The sequence below is a fragment of the Pseudoalteromonas fenneropenaei genome (genome assembly GCF_042643375.1).
GTDB classification, from domain to species: domain Bacteria; phylum Pseudomonadota; class Gammaproteobacteria; order Enterobacterales; family Alteromonadaceae; genus Pseudoalteromonas; species Pseudoalteromonas fenneropenaei.
Genome location: NZ_JBHRSD010000014.1, coordinates 76,372 through 92,235, shown reverse-complemented (window position 1 = coordinate 92,235; position 15,864 = coordinate 76,372). Strand labels below are relative to the sequence as shown.

The window sequence follows — 15,864 nt, the reverse complement described above, 5'->3', positions numbered from 1 at the left end:
GCAATGCACTCTCACAAGCCGCATTGCAACTGACTTTAATTTTGAAAAACTTGTTACTCGTTCAAAGGATACCGTTATGACTCGCTACCAGACTCAACTCGATCAGTTCAGCACTTTGTGCACTAGCCAAGGTAAAACTTGGCACGCCATCAACCCTGAATATGCGAGCCGCATGTACCTGCAAAACCGTTTTAAAACTGGCTTAGAGATTGCAAAATACACAGCCAAAATCATGCGTGAAGATATGGCTGCCTATGATTTAGACCCAGCTAACTACACTCAATCGTTAGGTTGCTGGCATGGTTTTGTTGCCCAGCAAATGCTGATGGCGGTAAAACGTCATCGCCACACCACCAAACGTGCCTATGTGTACTTAAGTGGTTGGATGGTTGCGGCGTTACGCTCAGAGTTTGGCCCACTTCCTGATCAAAGCATGCACGAAAAGACCTCAGTTCCCGCTTTGATTGAAGAGATTTATACCTTTTTAAAACAAGCCGATGCGCGTGAGCTGGATCACTTATATAAAGAGTTGGATAAAGCCAGAGCAACTGGCGGTGACGTCGCCGCCGTGATGGCAAAAATAGACAACTTTGAGACCCATGTGGTGCCGATTATTGCGGACATCGACGCTGGTTTTGGTAATGAAGAAGCCACCTATTTGCTGGCAAAAAAGATGATTGAGGCGGGTGCCTGCGCGATTCAAATCGAAAACCAAGTATCAGATGCCAAGCAATGCGGTCACCAAGCGGGTAAAGTGACCGTGCCACATGAAGACTTCCTAGCCAAAATCAACGCTGTCCGTTATGCCTTTTTAGAACTTGGCGTAGAGGATGGAGTGATTGTAGCTCGCACCGATTCACTCGGCGCAAGCTTAACTCAAAAAGTACCCGTCTCACGTCAGCCTGGTGATTTAGCCAGTCAATACACAGCGTTTCTGGATACTAAGCCAGTTCACTCGATTGCCGCCCTGCAAGAAGGTGAAATGGCGATAAAGCTCAATGGCGAGCTGTGTCAACCAGTGCGCTTGGACAATGGTTTGTTCCAGTTCCGCGCCGGTACAGAAGCAGACCGCGTGGTATTGGATTGCGTCACAAGCTTACAGGCCGGTGCCGATTTACTGTGGATAGAGACAGAAAAGCCAAACATTGCTCAAATAGCGGAACTCGTAAATCGCGTGCGTGAACAAGTACCCAATGCGAAATTGGTCTACAACAACTCACCATCATTTAACTGGACGCTGAAGTTCCGTGAGCAAGTCTATGCTGAGTGGCAAGCTGCGGGTCGCGACCTCAGCCAATATCCAGATCCAAGCGTCGATGCCAAAGCGCTGATGGCGCCAGAGCTGGATGGTTCAGAGCTTGCCAGCACGGCCGACCAACTGGTGCAAAACTTCCAGCGTGATGCGGCAAAACAAGCGGGCATCTTCCACCACTTGATCACCTTGCCAACTTATCATACTGCAGCACTCAGCACAGATATTCTCGCTGAAGGTTATTTTGGTGACATGGGAATGCTGGCGTATGTGCGTGATGTTCAGCGCCAAGAGATCCGTCGTGAGCAAGCATCAGTGAAACATCAAGACTTAGCAGGCTCTAACATTGGCGATACCCATAAAGAGTATTTTTCTGGCGAAAATGCCTTAAAAGCAGGGGGCGAAGCCAATACCATGAATCAATTTTAACTGATTGTCGTCATAACAAGTTCCCTTTAAACCAAGGACCGTAAGGTCCTTTTTTCATGGCGATAGGTATAGATCAGACTTTTATCAAGTGCGCTTTTAGGCCCAAAGTGCCAAAGCGCTACTACCTAAAATCAATGTCTTAGCGTGGTGAGTACATCAATTTAGCTAAACATACTCACCTCTCAGAACAAATTTTTACCAACCTCTTCTTACCACGTTACTGTCAACCCCCTTTACACTTTAGCCTGTTCATTTCCTCCACAATTACACCACATTTAATCGCTACCCTAACTATGTGTAATTCTAAATACAGAAAAGATATGAAACACATTGCTTTAATTTTAGCTCTGACGGCACCTGGAATAACGGCTGATGCAAACGTTATCCCCAAGGAAATTGAACAACTGGTCACTGACGGTCAATACGACAAAGCACTGGTTGCGCTGCAACCATTGCAAAGTGCCAGTAATGCCGAACTGAGAATTGAAGCGGCGTTAGAAACTGCGTTGATTTATTACAAACAAGGTAAATATGAAACTGCGCTCAATCATTTAAATGATTTAGCACAGGAAAAGAGTTTATCGCTTGCCTCACGCCATGAATTAAGCAAACTTATTGGGATGAACGCAAGAAAGCTCGGTAATTACCAACAAGCCCAAGAAGGCTATGAGCGCGCTTTAGAACTAGCCAAAATCTTACAAGATGAAGATAAAATTGCGAACTCTTACGGTAATCTGGGCGTATTGGCCGACAGCCGAGGAGAATTAAAGCAAGCTTTGGCATTACACCTGCAAGCACAAAAAATGTTAGAGGGCAGCGAAAATTGGCAATTCCGCGGCGCAAATTATTATAACTTAGGCGACATCAGCAAACGTCTGGGCGATTTACCACAAGCCGAACATTTTCTTAGCCTAGCACTCGACAACGACAAACGCAGTGGCGATTTAGTCAATGTCTCGGGCACCGCAATATACCTTGCGGAGATCCAAATGGCGCAAAACCGCTACCCTGAAGCGAAAGCCTTACTCGAGGAGGCCATTGCCATATTGGCGCCGGTTAATGGGCATTTAAGTTTGTCGCGGGCTTATAATTCGCTGAATCGACTTTATCGTGCAGAGGGAAACCTGCACTTGGCATTAGATAGCGCGCAAAAAAGCTTAAACCATGTGTTGCAAACTCAATCGCCAGTGCAGCAAGTCTATGCTTACTTACATTTAATTGAATTACATTTAGCGCTCGGCAATGGCGATTTAGCGCAACAGTTTCTTGAAACGACGCAGCCTTTGGTTAGTAAACTAGACAACTTAATACTGACGGAAAAATACCATAACTTTGCAGCCCAAGTAGCCATCCAACGCCAAGATTACGCCAATGCAGTGGTGCTCTTGCAACAGCAACTCGCCGAAAACAAGCAATTGTCCGCACAGCAGCTAGAAAAACAATTACAAGAACATCGCCGCTCCATGGACTCACTGACTCAGCAGCAAAAACTCTTAGAAGTAGAACAAGACCGCAAATATACTATTACGCAGCTTGAAAACTCTCGCCTTTCTCAACAGCGCTGGGCGTTAGCTTTCGCCTTAGCATTAGTCTTTGTTTGTACTTTTATCTACCTTTACATGCACAAACGTCGCCATGCGGCGCTCAAAGCTGAGCTATACGAAGCCAGTATCAGACAAAAAGACCAAATGCTAGCAGATATTTCCCATGAGCTAAGAACACCGCTTAGCGTTTTGAAGCTTCATATTGAAGCTATGGAATACAATCTGATTGATGACAAAACCTTAGCCTATAGCAAAATCAACGACAAAATTAATCAACTGAACCATCTTATTTCTGACGTCTATCAGCTGTCGCAAGCTGAGAACAATTCACTCACTATGTACAATGAATCACATAACATCTATGAGCTGATGATAGGTTACAGTTACGATATGCAGCGCATGGTAAGCCAGCATAAATTGCGCTTCTTCTGCGATATTATGGTCGCACGTGATGTGTTTATTGAGGTCGATAAATCTAAACTTGACCGTATTATTAATAACCTTACCAAAAATGCCTGCCTTTATACTGACAGCCCAGGACAAGTACGTTTGAAAGTAAGGTTGAATCCGTCAATGTTGTTTATTCAAATAGACGACTCATCACCTGGGGTCACTGACGAACAACTGGAAAAGCTATTTGAGCGTTTATATCGTGTCGATACGTCGAGAAGTCGCGCCTCTGGAGGCTCGGGGCTAGGTTTATCGATTTGCCAAAGCTTAGTCAAATCTATGCAAGGCAAAATCGCCGTGATGCATGGTAAACATGGCGGGATATGTGTACGCATTCTGCTTCCTTATCAGTTTCCAACCGAGCCAGAGGCGGCAACTACACGTAAAAATTATATTAAGAAAGTTGAGATCTAACCACTGCCTCCATTTTTCTTCCACATTGCGTTGCTTAAATACGTAATATAGAGAACAGGAGCAATCGCATGGAAAACCGCACTATTAAGCACGCCGAATGGCTTAAAATTGTTGAATCTCGCTCAGATAAAATAACCCATAAGCAAGGCAAGTCTGTCGCACGGACGCGACCCTTTTACAAGCAATTTTTACTTGCTTTTACTTGCCTTATCATCATAGTTGGGGGCTATCGCGCTTTTGCACCAACTTCACCAAATATGCAGTTAGCAGCACTCAATAAAGACGCTCAGCACCGCATTGAACGCTACTTTTCAAAACAGTTTATGATGGGTAGTTGGCAGCTGAATCGAGTTAAGTTTGGTGATGAAGAAATCGGCGTATACATTCAGATCCCAACTGAGCTGGCCTTGTCTGAAGAAGAACAGCGCCGCTATATTCAACAGTCACTATGTCCGCAAGGCGACAACTTTATTTGGCAAAGTATTGGTGAATATGGGCTGTACATTCACCTTTATACCAATAATTTGCGCAACAGCCACTATGCCCAGTGTGTTAAAGCCTAGATTTCTTATTAGTAAATGCAACCAAGCCCCTCGCGGGGCTTTTTTATTTTAGAATATGCTTGTTAATCCAGTTCAAGCTGGGCTTTTTCCAAGCTTTCCGCTGGCAGCTCTTTATTGACCGACACACCGAGCTCCTTAAATTCCGACGCTTGTTTAATGAGATTCGCTTTCCCTGCATAGAGCTGCGAAAACGCTTTGTCGTAACTCTCCTTGGCTTTATCGAGCTGTTTACCAACCCCTTCCATGCTCACTAAAAAACTGTTGAGCTTAGTGTAAAAGCGCTCGGCACGCTGCGCCAGCTCACGAGCATAATGGCTTTGCGCTTCAAAACGCCACAGTTGTTTAATGATGTTCAAACTGGTCAGTAAAGTCGTAGGGGTGGCGACTAAAATATTGCGCTCCAATGCCTGCTGATAAAGCTCTGGACGACATTTCAGCGCCTCAACGAAAGCCGATTCAATCGGCATAAATAAGATCATCACTTCCGGTGAATTTAAGCCAGGTAGTGTATGGTAGGATTTATCCGCCAGCTCATTAATGCGGTCGGACACCGCGTTAACATGATCTAACAGCGCTTGCTTAGCGGCTAACTCAGTTTCAGCATTCACATAGCGCGTGTAAGCATTGAGCGAGGTTTTAGCGTCAATCACTAAATGTCGCTGCTCGGGCAGATACACAATCACATCTGGGCGAAAACGTCCTTCATCGGTGTTAAAGCTCACCTCGCGCTGATAGTCTTGGCCTAATCTTAGGCCGGCACTATCAAGCACGTTTTCAAGCATCAGCTCGCCCCAGTTGCCTTGAGTTTTTTTCTGACCTTGAAGTGCGGTGGTTAGACGCTCAGCTTGCTCAGTAATGGCTTTGTTATTGGCTTGCAAATGGAGTAATTCGGTGCGCAGTGCGGCGCGCTGTTTAAGCTCTTCGGTATGGATAAGCTCCATTTTATCGCGAAAGCCTTTCAACTCCCCCTGCACAGGTTTAAGGAGTTGTTCAATACTTTGCTGACTAAGCGCATTGAATTTTTGTGCTTTTTCTTCAAATATTTGATTGGCCAGCAAGTTAAACTCCTGCTTTAACTGCTGTTTGCTTTCTTCTAATTGTGCGAGTTGATCGTTAAAAGCCTGTTCTTTCAATGCCAGCGTATTGCGTAACCCGTGCAAGTCTACTTCCAATTCCTGATTGTCTTGCTGGAGGCTTCTTATCGCTTGCTGAGCTTCATGCCACTGCTGTAAGAGCTGCTGGTTATGTTTATCTAGCCCTTCAGCTCGGGTGCGAAAATGCTGTGCTATTTCTCGGTGCTGTGCTGATTTTTCGAGTAATTCTTGCTGTTTTTGCAGTGACTCCAGCTGTTGCTGTTGTAAAAACTGAGTCTGCTGGCGCATTGTATCTAGCTCTTGCTGCAATAAGGCGGCCCGCTGCCGATGGCGCGAAAGCACAGTGATCACCAGTGGAGCCAGTACAACACTACTGGCAACAAATCCAAGAGAAAGAGAGATTAAGTCTACCGAAGTGAATTCCATAACAAAGCCAAAGTATTGATCTACTTATAAATCATACACGATGTTAGGAAATTGGCCTATCACTCAGGTTGTAGCTGCTGGGCGTTATAGCGGTAACCCGCACCGTAAACCGACTCAAGAATTTTTGGTGAACAACTTATTTGTTTGATTTTTTTGCGAATATTTTTGATATGACTATCAATTACGCGGTCTGAAATATCAAAATTGTCAGGCTGGATATGATCTAAGATCTGCTGTCTTGAAAACACCCGGCTTGGCGCTTTAAACAGCAATACAAACACTTCAAACTCAACTTTGGTTAACGACAGCTCTTTGCCGAGCAATTGGACGCTCAGCGCATCTTCGTCAACGATAATATCTTTAACTTCCGCTTCAGCACTTGAGGTGTTCACACAGCGGCGTAAAATTGCTTTTACGCGCATCACCAGCTCTGCTGCGCTAAAGGGCTTACAAACGTAGTCATCGGCGCCGTATTCAAGGCCTTTGAGGCGGTCGGCTTCTTCTACCTTAGCGGTCAGCATAATGACTGGCACCATGGAAAAAGCGCGGATCTCGGCTAAACAGCGCACCCCATCTTTATTTGGTAGCATCACATCGAGCAGGATCACATCCGGTTGATTGTGCCTGACCCAATCGACGACCTGACCACCATCATCAATATGGGTTGTTTCAAAACCACTAGCACCAAAGAAGAGGTTAATTTGCGAAGCGATATCGTAGTCGTCTTCAACAATCAAGATATGATTCATGACTGATGTATTACCTTGTAAAACCTATTGTAGTTGTTGTAATTGGTGCTTTACTTGACGTTTCAACGTCAGCGATAGTGTTTCATCAAATAATAGCATAGTCAAAATGCTTTTAAGATCTTCGCTGTTTGCAACTTCCTCAAGCAACAACTTATCTAAATCCGATTGCGGTTCAAAAAAAGTCAGTTCTGTTGCTGTTTGCTGTTCTGGGTTGGCGTATAACATGGTCAGTGTTCCTGCATTGTGCTTCCTATGCTGTAAGTAAACCGCAACAATGTGGATCAAATATGGAAAGGTGGCACGCCAATGAAAAAGTTAATAAATTGTTTTTGAAAACTTCGGGCAAATAAAAAGCCGACATTAAGTCGGCTTCATTACAAACACGTAATCAAAAAGGGGGAAATCAACATATGCTTGCGGCTATTTCTAGCACCTAGCACTTAAATAGACTCACCCCTTGCTTGATAAGTTCAGTGTTTTTTTAAATATTTTTAACTTTTTAACAGCGCTAACATTTGCTGCTCATCAAACTTGTTTAAACTCATAGCCTTATCTTCAAAAATCACATCAACCAGCGCCTGCTTGTCACGCTGCATTTGATAGACTTTTTGTTCGATTGAGTTATTCATGATCAATTTATAAACAAATACCGGTTTATCCTGACCAATGCGGTAGGCCCTATCGGTGGCTTGTGCTTCAACCGCAGGGTTCCACCAAGGATCAAAATGGATCACTGTGTCGGCCTGAGTTAAGTTAAGTCCAGTACCGCCGGCCTTTAGGCTGATAAGGAAGACATCACACTGGCCTTGGGTAAACTCAGCTATCACTTTATCGCGATGCCGCGTCTGGCCTGTTAGCATAGTAAAATTAATCTGCTCAGCCTCACACTGTGCTGCAATTAAATCTAGCACTGTGGTGAATTGGCTAAAGATAATGACTTTACGGCCTTCACTCAACATGATTGGCAAATGATGCGCTAACCATGCAAATTTAGCACTTTGCGCCTGAAAGCGTTCATCAACTAAGCTTGGATGGCAACAGATCTGACGCAGTTTTAACAGCGCATCCAAAAAGGCGAGTTTACTGCGCTCAACCCCTTGCTCTCGGAACAGATCCAACAACTTCTGCTCAAGGCTAGTGACTACCGCCTGATAAAGCTGCTTTTGTTCAGGCGCAAACTCCAGTTCTTTGAGCAGTTCAGTCTTATCTGGTAGCTCTTTTACCACGTCGGCTTTGGTACGCCTTAAAATAAACGGTGCCAATAGCTGTTTCAGTTCGATAGCGCGCTCACGGTCGTTATCCCGCTCAATAGGCAGTTGAAAATAATGTTTGAACTGCTGCTTAGTGCCAAGTACATCCGGCATAACAAAATCGAGCAGAGATTTTAGTTCTAGCAGATTGTTTTCAACTGGAGTGCCACTTAAACACAGTTTAAACTCGGCATTCAGCTGTTTTACGCATTTAGAAACCTGAGCTGATTCATTTTTAATATATTGCGCTTCATCGAGCACAATAGAATCAAAATCTAACCCTTTATATTGCCCAAGGTCTCGCTTCAATAGTGGATACGTAGTCAAAATAAACTTAGCTTTTGCCAGCTCTGCAAAATGTTTGTCACGCTGACTGCCGTGAATGGTCAGAAGTGGTAAGTGCGGCGCAAAACGGGCAAACTCAGCCTGCCAATTACCCACTAAACTGGTTGGGCACACGATTAAGCTCGGTTTACTATTAAGCACGTTGTGCTGACTGATAAAGTAAGCAATCACTTGCAGTGTTTTGCCAAGCCCCATGTCATCGGCAAGAATACCGCCGAGTTTATGACGGTTTAAAAAGCTCAACCAACGCAGGCCTTGTTGCTGATAATCCCGCAACACGAAATTCTGTTTGCCGAGATTCTGATATGCTTGGCTATCTTGCTGCGGTTGATTGATCTCGGCCAGATAATTGAGTAATAACTTGTCTTTGCACTCAGGGTTGAGCGCCTTTAGGTCCATCAGTTTACGCGCATAAGAAAGCGGGAACTTAAACTGTGAGCTAGAGCTGTAATAACTAAAGCGCTGTTGCAAATCAAGTAGCGCCTGATAGCTCTCTAAATGCAGCGCATAAGTCTTGTCTGAGAAAGTCACATAATGAAAACGGTTGGCGAACTGGTTTGTTTCCGCTTCTTGGATTTTTGCCCAATTGAGGGTGATAAGCACGCCATCGAACTTCACTTTGCCTAAAATATGGTGGTGACTATCACGCTTTAGCTCCAAACTGACTTTAGGGCTGACCACTTTACTCTCAACGCTACTTCCTAAGATTTGCCAACCTAACTGAATAAGCTGAGGTTTGACTTCATGTTCAAACCAATGTAACGCCGCAGTTTCCTGCACAGGTAAAGAAAAACTCCGTTGCTCTATATCATCAACACTCAGGCCTAACCCTTTTAATTGCGCAGTATATTTATTGAGTAGCGCCTGTGCTTGCTCGTTGGCAACCTGTTTTGCTTTAACTAGGCCAAGCGTTAGCGACAATTTGCCATCCAAATCTTTTAACACTAAGCTCGCGGCGTGGCTATCAAGCCCCTTATTCGCGACCTTTTTCGAGAGATGTTTAGGCGCAGGCACTGCTTGCGCGCCTAAGGTCTCTCTGAGGCGCGTTACCACTTGCGATAGACGCGCTTCGGGCACAGCTGGCATAGTTTGAATATGCGCCAGCTGACGACTGGTTAAGGTCGCTTGGACGTGGCCAAGCACGCCTTGCTGAGTATCTAAATACATTGGCGGCTCGGTTGCCACCATCATGGCCTGTGTTTGCCCACCGAGACTAAGCTGAAGTTGCCATTGCGATTTTTGCTCTTGCCACAGCAGCTCTGCGCTACGAGCTTGCCCTAATTGTAACGGTTGACGAGAAGATGAGTGAAAGAGACGCTTGGTTTTCGCCATTAAAGTAAGTGCTTGCACACCCCATTCACCAGAAAGAATCAAATTACCCGGTAAATTTTGCGAGCGAACCCAACTTAAGATCCGAAAATCTGATTCCAGCAAGCCTTTAGGCGGCACTTGACTGCTTAGCTGCTGCTCAGTCAACGCTCGTCCCAACGGATAGATACCATCGGCACGGTATGGGCTCATTTTCGGTAGCAGGAGTAACTCGCTACCGCGTTGTTCAAGCACAAACAGCAATACTTGTTCTTCGACCACAACTTTGCTCTGGCTTAAATCTTCAAGCTCATTTAACCAATCGTTAAGTAAATATTCTTCCCCAAAACCGCCTGAATGGTCTATCTTCAGTTTTAGCAGCACAGCAGCGATATGGCGGCATTTATTGTTACTTGAGCATGTACATTCGGCTTCAACCGCAGGCTCACCTTTAATGCGTTTAATTTCGATATGTTGGGAGAATGTATTACCTTGATTGCCTAGCAATTGTGCGTCAATCACAGCAAAGTCAGGGCTATGTTGCAGAAAACTGATCTGGCCATCTTGCAGGTATTCTTTCGCCTTTGCGAGCAGAGTAGGGTTAAAGAACTGCTTTAAAAAGCGTTCAGAAAGAGGAAACTGTGTTGCTTGTTCTTGTTTAATCTCAGCAAACAAGGCAAGCAATTGCGCTTTAGACAACTGCGAAGACATCGACTCGACAAGATGGGAGAAATATCCGGCCAGTATATGATCTTGTGCGATTGAGCTAAAGTAAATTCGTGCCGAAAATGCGCTTATTTCGACTGGTAGGATGTTTTAAGGCCCTAAATGGGCCTTAAAACAACAGAACAAGAAAAACTGCCTATTAGTTATAGCTTGCTAGCAGCTTCTGTAATTGTTCCAAACGCTTATCGGTGAGCACACGATTATCGATTTTGACAGTCACGTCGCCATTCTTCATGTTCCGTTGTAACTTGATAAAGTCGCCATCGAGCAACACCTCATTGCGCTGTACTTTTTCTTCTTCAAAGGTAGTAAGAAACTTAGTCACCACCATGGCTTTTTTGTCATCTGATAAACCGTCATCAAGCTCAGGCTGCGCTTCTAACTCAGCAACTTTTAGCCTAAACCGCTCTGGCTGTTCGGTAATTGCGAGGATTAACTTCTTCGCAGCTTCACGACCCAAGTGATTTGCCGTTGGATAAAACTTCAGCACTTGCTCAGGAATAACTTCATAAGCTTTCAACGCATCGGCAATTGCGGTGTGAGACACGCCCTCAAGCTGCGCAATCTCGCGGTACGAACCTTTCTTGCCTTGCGCCTGCAATTCGTTTTTCGTTTGCTGATAAGCTTGTCCTAGCTCCCATAGGCTAGGCGCAATGTATTGATCAGACGACACCGCTAATACCTGAGCATCGGCTTCGGTAAAGTCAGCGGAGCGCAGCACAACATAGTCCGCCTTTGCTAAAATACAGGCCTTCCGGCGTCTGGTGCCTGAAAGTACATGGCAAACATCGCCTTGTTGCCAACACAGCGCAGGGTGTAGATTGCGTCCATCGTGCATAATTGCAGGCAATATGTCAGCAACCGACCGTTCATTTAGCAACGATTGAACACGGCGGTTTTTACCATAAACTTGTGTGCGTAGTTCGATTTCGGAAAATGGGATCACTTCACACAATAAACGGATCTGACGATTTGGATCGCTTGGCGCCGGCATAGTAATGACATCGCCAACCTTAGCTTGCTCTAATAACGCATCTAAACTGCCAGCCTCTACAGGGCTTGCAAACGGGTCAACCCGAGTGTCGTTTTTTCTTTTGGTAGCCACTGCTTACTCCACTACGCGGTTTCTTCAAATTGCGACTGGGTTGATGTCCAGTTTGCTCTAATCAACATTTCCAGTTCATCAACCACATCTTTGATATTTTCTTGTGCTTTGATAAGCGACTCGCGGCTAGCTAGGCTATCCGACACTTTTTGATCAAAAATGGTATTGAATGATGATGAGCTGGCGGTAATTGCAGCGCTATGATTAATTGGATAGCTCATCACTTGACGACCAAACGCGCTTCTTACGTCCTTAACGATATCACGCTGAGAATGGTTACCTTTAACGTAATTGGTAACTAAAAACTGCATAAAATCCCAACCGTGATGACCAAGCGCCGCAACGGTGTGATAAATCTCACCTAAGCGTTTGAGATATTTATTGTTTGCGTCGAAATCTACCGCTTCTGGATGAACTGGGATAAGCATTGCAGTGGAAGCCATCAAGGCATTGTAGAACATAAAGTTTAGCGATGGCGCCGTATCGATAAGAATAATGTCAAATTCATCTTCAATAGGCTGAATGACTTTTTCGAGCAGTTTATGATAGTGCCGAGTTTGTTCATAACCTTTGTTTTCGCGCAGGATAGTTGCTGTTTCATGCTCGAAATAAAAATCATCCATACCTGAAGGTAAGACACGGATATTGGGAATATGGGTTTCTTTGAATGATTGGCTAACCAAAGATTTCCAAGTTTCACCTTCGTCAAGATCGATACAGTCACGCATTAAATCGCCAACTGTAATAGGTTCAGGATCAGCAAAAGGAAAGAAGCTTGAAGATGAACCTTGGGGGTCTAAATCAATAATACCGATACGATAGCGCTTTATGTTGGTTGTTGCTAATGCGGCTGCAACATTGACCAAACTGGTGGTTTTACCACATCCGCCTTTTAATGAGTTTATTACTATAACCTGCAACTTATCGCCTTTTTGCCGATGATCAGGCTTAATTCCCATCACTTCAGCCATTTCATAAATATTGCTTAAAGTGTAAGCATAGTGACCATTGGCACCTTTTTTGATGTCCAGTGCATCAAAATCACCTTGGTCGTGACGACGTTTTAAAGTACGGTTATTACAGCCTAATAGATCCGCTGCAGCTTTCTGCGTAAATGTACGCAGCTCTTTTTCCTCAGTCTTAAGGTGCGCCCGATAGTGCTGGATACGACCTTCCAAAGATTGTTCTGCAACTTCAGCAGTTGCTTTTAACAATCTATAGGTCGCCAGTGCTTTATTATTAATAGACATACATCTAATCCTCAATGTAATGTAATTCATTATAATGTCCATATCTTTATATGTAAAACAATAAATATGTGGACATCATAGAAATAAGTTCATTACTTGCCTTGCCTAAGATTAGTAAGAAAGATTAGATATGGTTAATAATATAGGTAATAATAGGTTAGACGCTAATAAACATAGTTATCTAATTGTTTTTAAACAATAAATTCAATAAAATAAGATCCAATTTTTACCAAGTTAAGATCTGATCTTTAGCTACTGCGAGATCAGTAAAATACTAAGCTAAAATCTTGGGTCGATAATCATAAACAGTTTATACACAGAATTGCTCACAAAACGGCACTTGCAGATCGAATTTTTACTAACTAAAACAAAGAAGTAATCCACAGTCGCACGGTAAATTGGCTTATTTAGTAGTTATAGATCGGATCTCTACTTAGTTGAGATCCGATCCCTACCTACAATAAACTTAGTTATCCACAATGCAGCTAAAATCAAAGTGTTTTCAAACAAAAATAACGGGTTTCAGTGGCTTTAATTAGCTTCAAGTAAGTAAAAAAGTGATCCATATAAGGCTGCTTAGTATAAAGTTGATCTGAATTATGAGCCTCACTTAGTAAAAAGATGATCTTTAGCGCAGAATAACTTCGGATCGAATTTTTACTAACTTAAAACATTAACTTTTGCCTCCGAATGTGGTGATATAGGCTGTCAGATATTTTAAGGAATTGGAACAATGAACCGTAAGGTCAACATCTCGGTTGAGAATTTGCCAGATACGCTACGTGGGCAGATTCACGGGGTGGAAAGTGCAGTTGATAACGAAAGCCTTGCTTTGTTTACGGACAACAAAGATGTCCGCGTTACACTCGAAAATGCCAAGCAAGGGTTACGTGCTTATTCAAACACTTTCAACCATTATGATTTGTGGGGAAGGTTTGTTCGTTCCGGTCACAAGAAGCTGCCTTTAGAAGAAGCGCCGAAAAAAACCATAGTGACACGCCGTATTTCGGAAAAGGTGGACGGCATCCTATACGAAGGGGAAATAAAAATTACCCCCGCGGTGGTCAGTAGTAAAAAAGAAGGTGATGAAGTTGAATATCTGATTTGGCCATCTGACCGTGAGGAAAAAGTCGAACGCGCACTTATTCGCCTGGCATCGAAAGGCAAAATTGTAAAAATCAATTTTAAGTCCGGTATTCAATACGCGGTAATTTTTTCGATGAACGAACTTGCTCAAGAATTGAAAGCGGTTGGACAGTCGATGCCTTATCCGCAAATCAAAGAATCGTTAGAAGCTCTTCAAGGTTCAAAACTGTCATTTAAATACACCGCTACGGATACCCGCAATCCTGAAATTGATGATTCGTTTTATGAGTCAAACATGAACTTTTTGTCATCACTGCATTTCAGCGGGAAAAAAGGGCAGGGTGGTAATATTAAATGTGTCGCATGTTTGAATGCCTTCGTGCACAACATGATAGATAACCTTGAATACAAAGGTTACTACTTTAACAGTGCACAAGAGTTAAAACGTGGTCTTTCTCGCTGGATGATGCTGCGTCTTTATCATTTATGGCGCTACGCAGCACCTGGGAAGACGTACCATTTTCGCTTAATCTCAATTATGGAAAAATACGGCACTATTTCAGTTGATGATGTGATCACGGAAAATAAACTTAAAGCACTACGCCGTGATATGACCACAACTATGAAAGATTTGATTGATAAAGGTGCCATCTCTTCTTATGAGATCACTAACATCAAAGAAGGTGAGAAGATCATAGATTATGTTTATGAAATGCATCCTTCAGCACAATTTTGTGATGAGATACTGGCGCTTAATAAACACCATAAGCGTATCGAGATCCAAGGTGGTAAACGTATCGTTGAAACGGTGGAAGTCATTGACGAAGATACCTTAGAAGAAATCGTAAAAGACGACTAATTATCAAGAAAGGCCACAATCGTGGCCTTTTTAACATAATCACTACTTGTTCTCTTCCAAATAAATTCTGTCGACTAAATAGTTATAATCTTTTTTCCGCGGGTCGCTTGATGATTTTTGATAGTCCGGTAAATCACCAATAATAATATCCGGCGTAGGATTTAGTACTATAAATGGCAATGCGCCGCTTACGTGATATCTGTGTGTCGCAGAAAAACGTACGTTCACTTCTGGGCTAACTCGTGTTGGTCTACGAATTCGCAATTTGGCATTTGCACTGAGTGATGCGACACGAGCTTGTTCTTGCCCAACCATACTTTGCCAAGTCGCTTGATCTATCATTCTTGGATTGGAATAACTGGATGAACGCTCTAACATTTCCAGCGCTATAGATTTTGTCAGAGTTTTTGTTGAATGTTTTTGCATCCAAGTGAAGCGAACCGAGTGGGGGTTGTCGCACTCAAAATGTATCTGCCGATAGGCTGCTAAAGTAATCAGGCCTGGGACCGCAGCGTGAACAGCTTCGAAGCGTGCATCGTTATTGGTAATCTTCAAAATTTGTTGTTTGAAACTCAGTTTTGCCTGATTAATTTGCCGAATACGGTTTTCGAGAGTTTTATCTGGGTCGTTAACTAATAATATGCCGGGGTAGCGTTTAATTACTTTACCGCTCTGGTTTTCTTGTAAAAACATATCTTTAAATGCAGCGATACTTTGGTCAATCGCCACCTTACCGGAAACTTTCACCACGTTTAGCGATTCGGCAATATGTGACTCATCACCTTTTTCGGTAATTGGTAACTGAAAGAAGTTAGCTAAAACAATATCAGCCGAGCGCAATTCCTCAGAAAAAAGTTCAAGGCAGGAATTGAGATGCGCAAAACCAGCGCTTAAGGAAAATTTAGAAGCCATAAGAACACATCATACAAATTTTGTTAAGTCTAGCTTACTTTGAGAACTAATGCACTTTCTTATGGTTATCTTTACCTAAATTGCTGAAAATTTGCTGAGGTT

11 protein-coding genes are annotated in these 15,864 nt (G+C 43.4%); 4 read left to right on the top strand and 7 right to left on the bottom strand.

Annotated elements, in window-relative coordinates; genetic code table 11:
- Positions 1-76 precede the first annotated feature (76 nt).
- The 3 genes from ACFOEE_RS08605 to ACFOEE_RS08595 all read left to right on the top strand — a co-directional run bounded on the left by ACFOEE_RS08605 (position 77) and on the right by ACFOEE_RS08595 (position 4,652).
- On the top strand, positions 77-1,681 hold the full coding sequence (locus tag ACFOEE_RS08605) for an isocitrate lyase (protein WP_377123221.1): 1,605 nt from the start codon (positions 77-79) through the stop codon (positions 1,679-1,681).
- Between the two features lie 320 nt (positions 1,682-2,001).
- Positions 2,002-4,089 (top strand): tetratricopeptide repeat protein, encoded by a 2,088-nt coding sequence (locus ACFOEE_RS08600; protein ID WP_377123219.1) that lies wholly within the window; start codon positions 2,002-2,004, stop codon positions 4,087-4,089.
- A gap of 68 nt (positions 4,090-4,157) precedes the next feature.
- Complete coding sequence (locus ACFOEE_RS08595; RefSeq protein ID WP_377123217.1) at positions 4,158-4,652, top strand: hypothetical protein; 495 nt, start codon at positions 4,158-4,160, stop codon at positions 4,650-4,652.
- 62 nt (positions 4,653-4,714) lie between these two features.
- Here the strand turns inward: ACFOEE_RS08595 and rmuC are convergent, their stop codons facing one another.
- From rmuC to ACFOEE_RS08565, 6 genes are all read right to left on the bottom strand, one after another.
- The gene (gene rmuC / locus ACFOEE_RS08590; protein WP_377123215.1) at positions 4,715-6,172 is read right to left on the bottom strand and encodes a DNA recombination protein RmuC; all 1,458 of its coding nucleotides are present in this window, start codon (positions 6,170-6,172) and stop codon (positions 4,715-4,717) included.
- Between the two features lie 59 nt (positions 6,173-6,231).
- Positions 6,232-6,921, bottom strand: coding sequence for a response regulator (locus ACFOEE_RS08585; RefSeq protein WP_377123213.1), 690 nt, complete (start codon positions 6,919-6,921; stop codon positions 6,232-6,234).
- Between the two features lie 24 nt (positions 6,922-6,945).
- The gene (locus ACFOEE_RS08580) at positions 6,946-7,146 is read right to left on the bottom strand and encodes a hypothetical protein (protein ID WP_377123211.1); all 201 of its coding nucleotides are present in this window, start codon (positions 7,144-7,146) and stop codon (positions 6,946-6,948) included.
- Positions 7,147-7,412: 266 nt separating this feature from the next.
- A complete protein-coding gene (locus ACFOEE_RS08575) occupies positions 7,413-10,535 on the bottom strand; it encodes a DEAD/DEAH box helicase (RefSeq protein ID WP_377123209.1) in 3,123 nt (1,040 codons plus the stop codon).
- Between the two features lie 154 nt (positions 10,536-10,689).
- Positions 10,690-11,655 carry a transcriptional regulator gene (locus ACFOEE_RS08570; RefSeq protein WP_377123207.1) on the bottom strand — a complete coding sequence of 322 codons (966 nt, stop codon included), beginning with the start codon at positions 11,653-11,655 and terminating at the stop codon, positions 10,690-10,692.
- A gap of 11 nt (positions 11,656-11,666) precedes the next feature.
- Positions 11,667-12,905 carry an AAA family ATPase gene (locus tag ACFOEE_RS08565; RefSeq protein WP_377123205.1) on the bottom strand — a complete coding sequence of 413 codons (1,239 nt, stop codon included), beginning with the start codon at positions 12,903-12,905 and terminating at the stop codon, positions 11,667-11,669.
- 733 nt (positions 12,906-13,638) lie between these two features.
- On the opposite strand from ACFOEE_RS08565, the gene ACFOEE_RS08560 reads away from it, so the two are divergent.
- A complete protein-coding gene (locus ACFOEE_RS08560) occupies positions 13,639-14,850 on the top strand; it encodes a replication protein A (RefSeq protein WP_377123203.1) in 1,212 nt (403 codons plus the stop codon).
- Positions 14,851-14,892: 42 nt separating this feature from the next.
- On the opposite strand, the gene ACFOEE_RS08555 is transcribed toward ACFOEE_RS08560, so the two are convergent.
- Positions 14,893-15,762 carry a DNA replication terminus site-binding protein gene (locus ACFOEE_RS08555; RefSeq protein WP_377123201.1) on the bottom strand — a complete coding sequence of 290 codons (870 nt, stop codon included), beginning with the start codon at positions 15,760-15,762 and terminating at the stop codon, positions 14,893-14,895.
- Positions 15,763-15,864: the final 102 nt, after the last annotated feature.

What these genes read in the sequence shown, in the direction of transcription:
- ACFOEE_RS08605 (WP_377123221.1), top strand. Translation starts at nt 77, where the DNA reads ATGACTCGCTACCAGACTCAACTCGATCAGTTCAGCACTTTGTGCACT.
- ACFOEE_RS08595 (WP_377123217.1), top strand. Translation starts at nt 4,158, where the DNA reads ATGGAAAACCGCACTATTAAGCACGCCGAATGGCTTAAAATTGTTGAA.
- ACFOEE_RS08585 (WP_377123213.1), bottom strand. Translation starts at nt 6,921, where the DNA reads ATGAATCATATCTTGATTGTTGAAGACGACTACGATATCGCTTCGCAA.
- ACFOEE_RS08555 (WP_377123201.1), bottom strand. Translation starts at nt 15,762, where the DNA reads ATGGCTTCTAAATTTTCCTTAAGCGCTGGTTTTGCGCATCTCAATTCC.
- ACFOEE_RS08560 (WP_377123203.1), top strand. Translation starts at nt 13,639, where the DNA reads ATGAACCGTAAGGTCAACATCTCGGTTGAGAATTTGCCAGATACGCTA.
- ACFOEE_RS08600 (WP_377123219.1), top strand. Translation starts at nt 2,002, where the DNA reads ATGAAACACATTGCTTTAATTTTAGCTCTGACGGCACCTGGAATAACG.
- ACFOEE_RS08565 (WP_377123205.1), bottom strand. Translation starts at nt 12,905, where the DNA reads ATGTCTATTAATAATAAAGCACTGGCGACCTATAGATTGTTAAAAGCA.
- rmuC (WP_377123215.1), bottom strand. Translation starts at nt 6,172, where the DNA reads ATGGAATTCACTTCGGTAGACTTAATCTCTCTTTCTCTTGGATTTGTT.
- ACFOEE_RS08575 (WP_377123209.1), bottom strand. Translation starts at nt 10,535, where the DNA reads ATGTCTTCGCAGTTGTCTAAAGCGCAATTGCTTGCCTTGTTTGCTGAG.
- ACFOEE_RS08580 (WP_377123211.1), bottom strand. Translation starts at nt 7,146, where the DNA reads ATGTTATACGCCAACCCAGAACAGCAAACAGCAACAGAACTGACTTTT.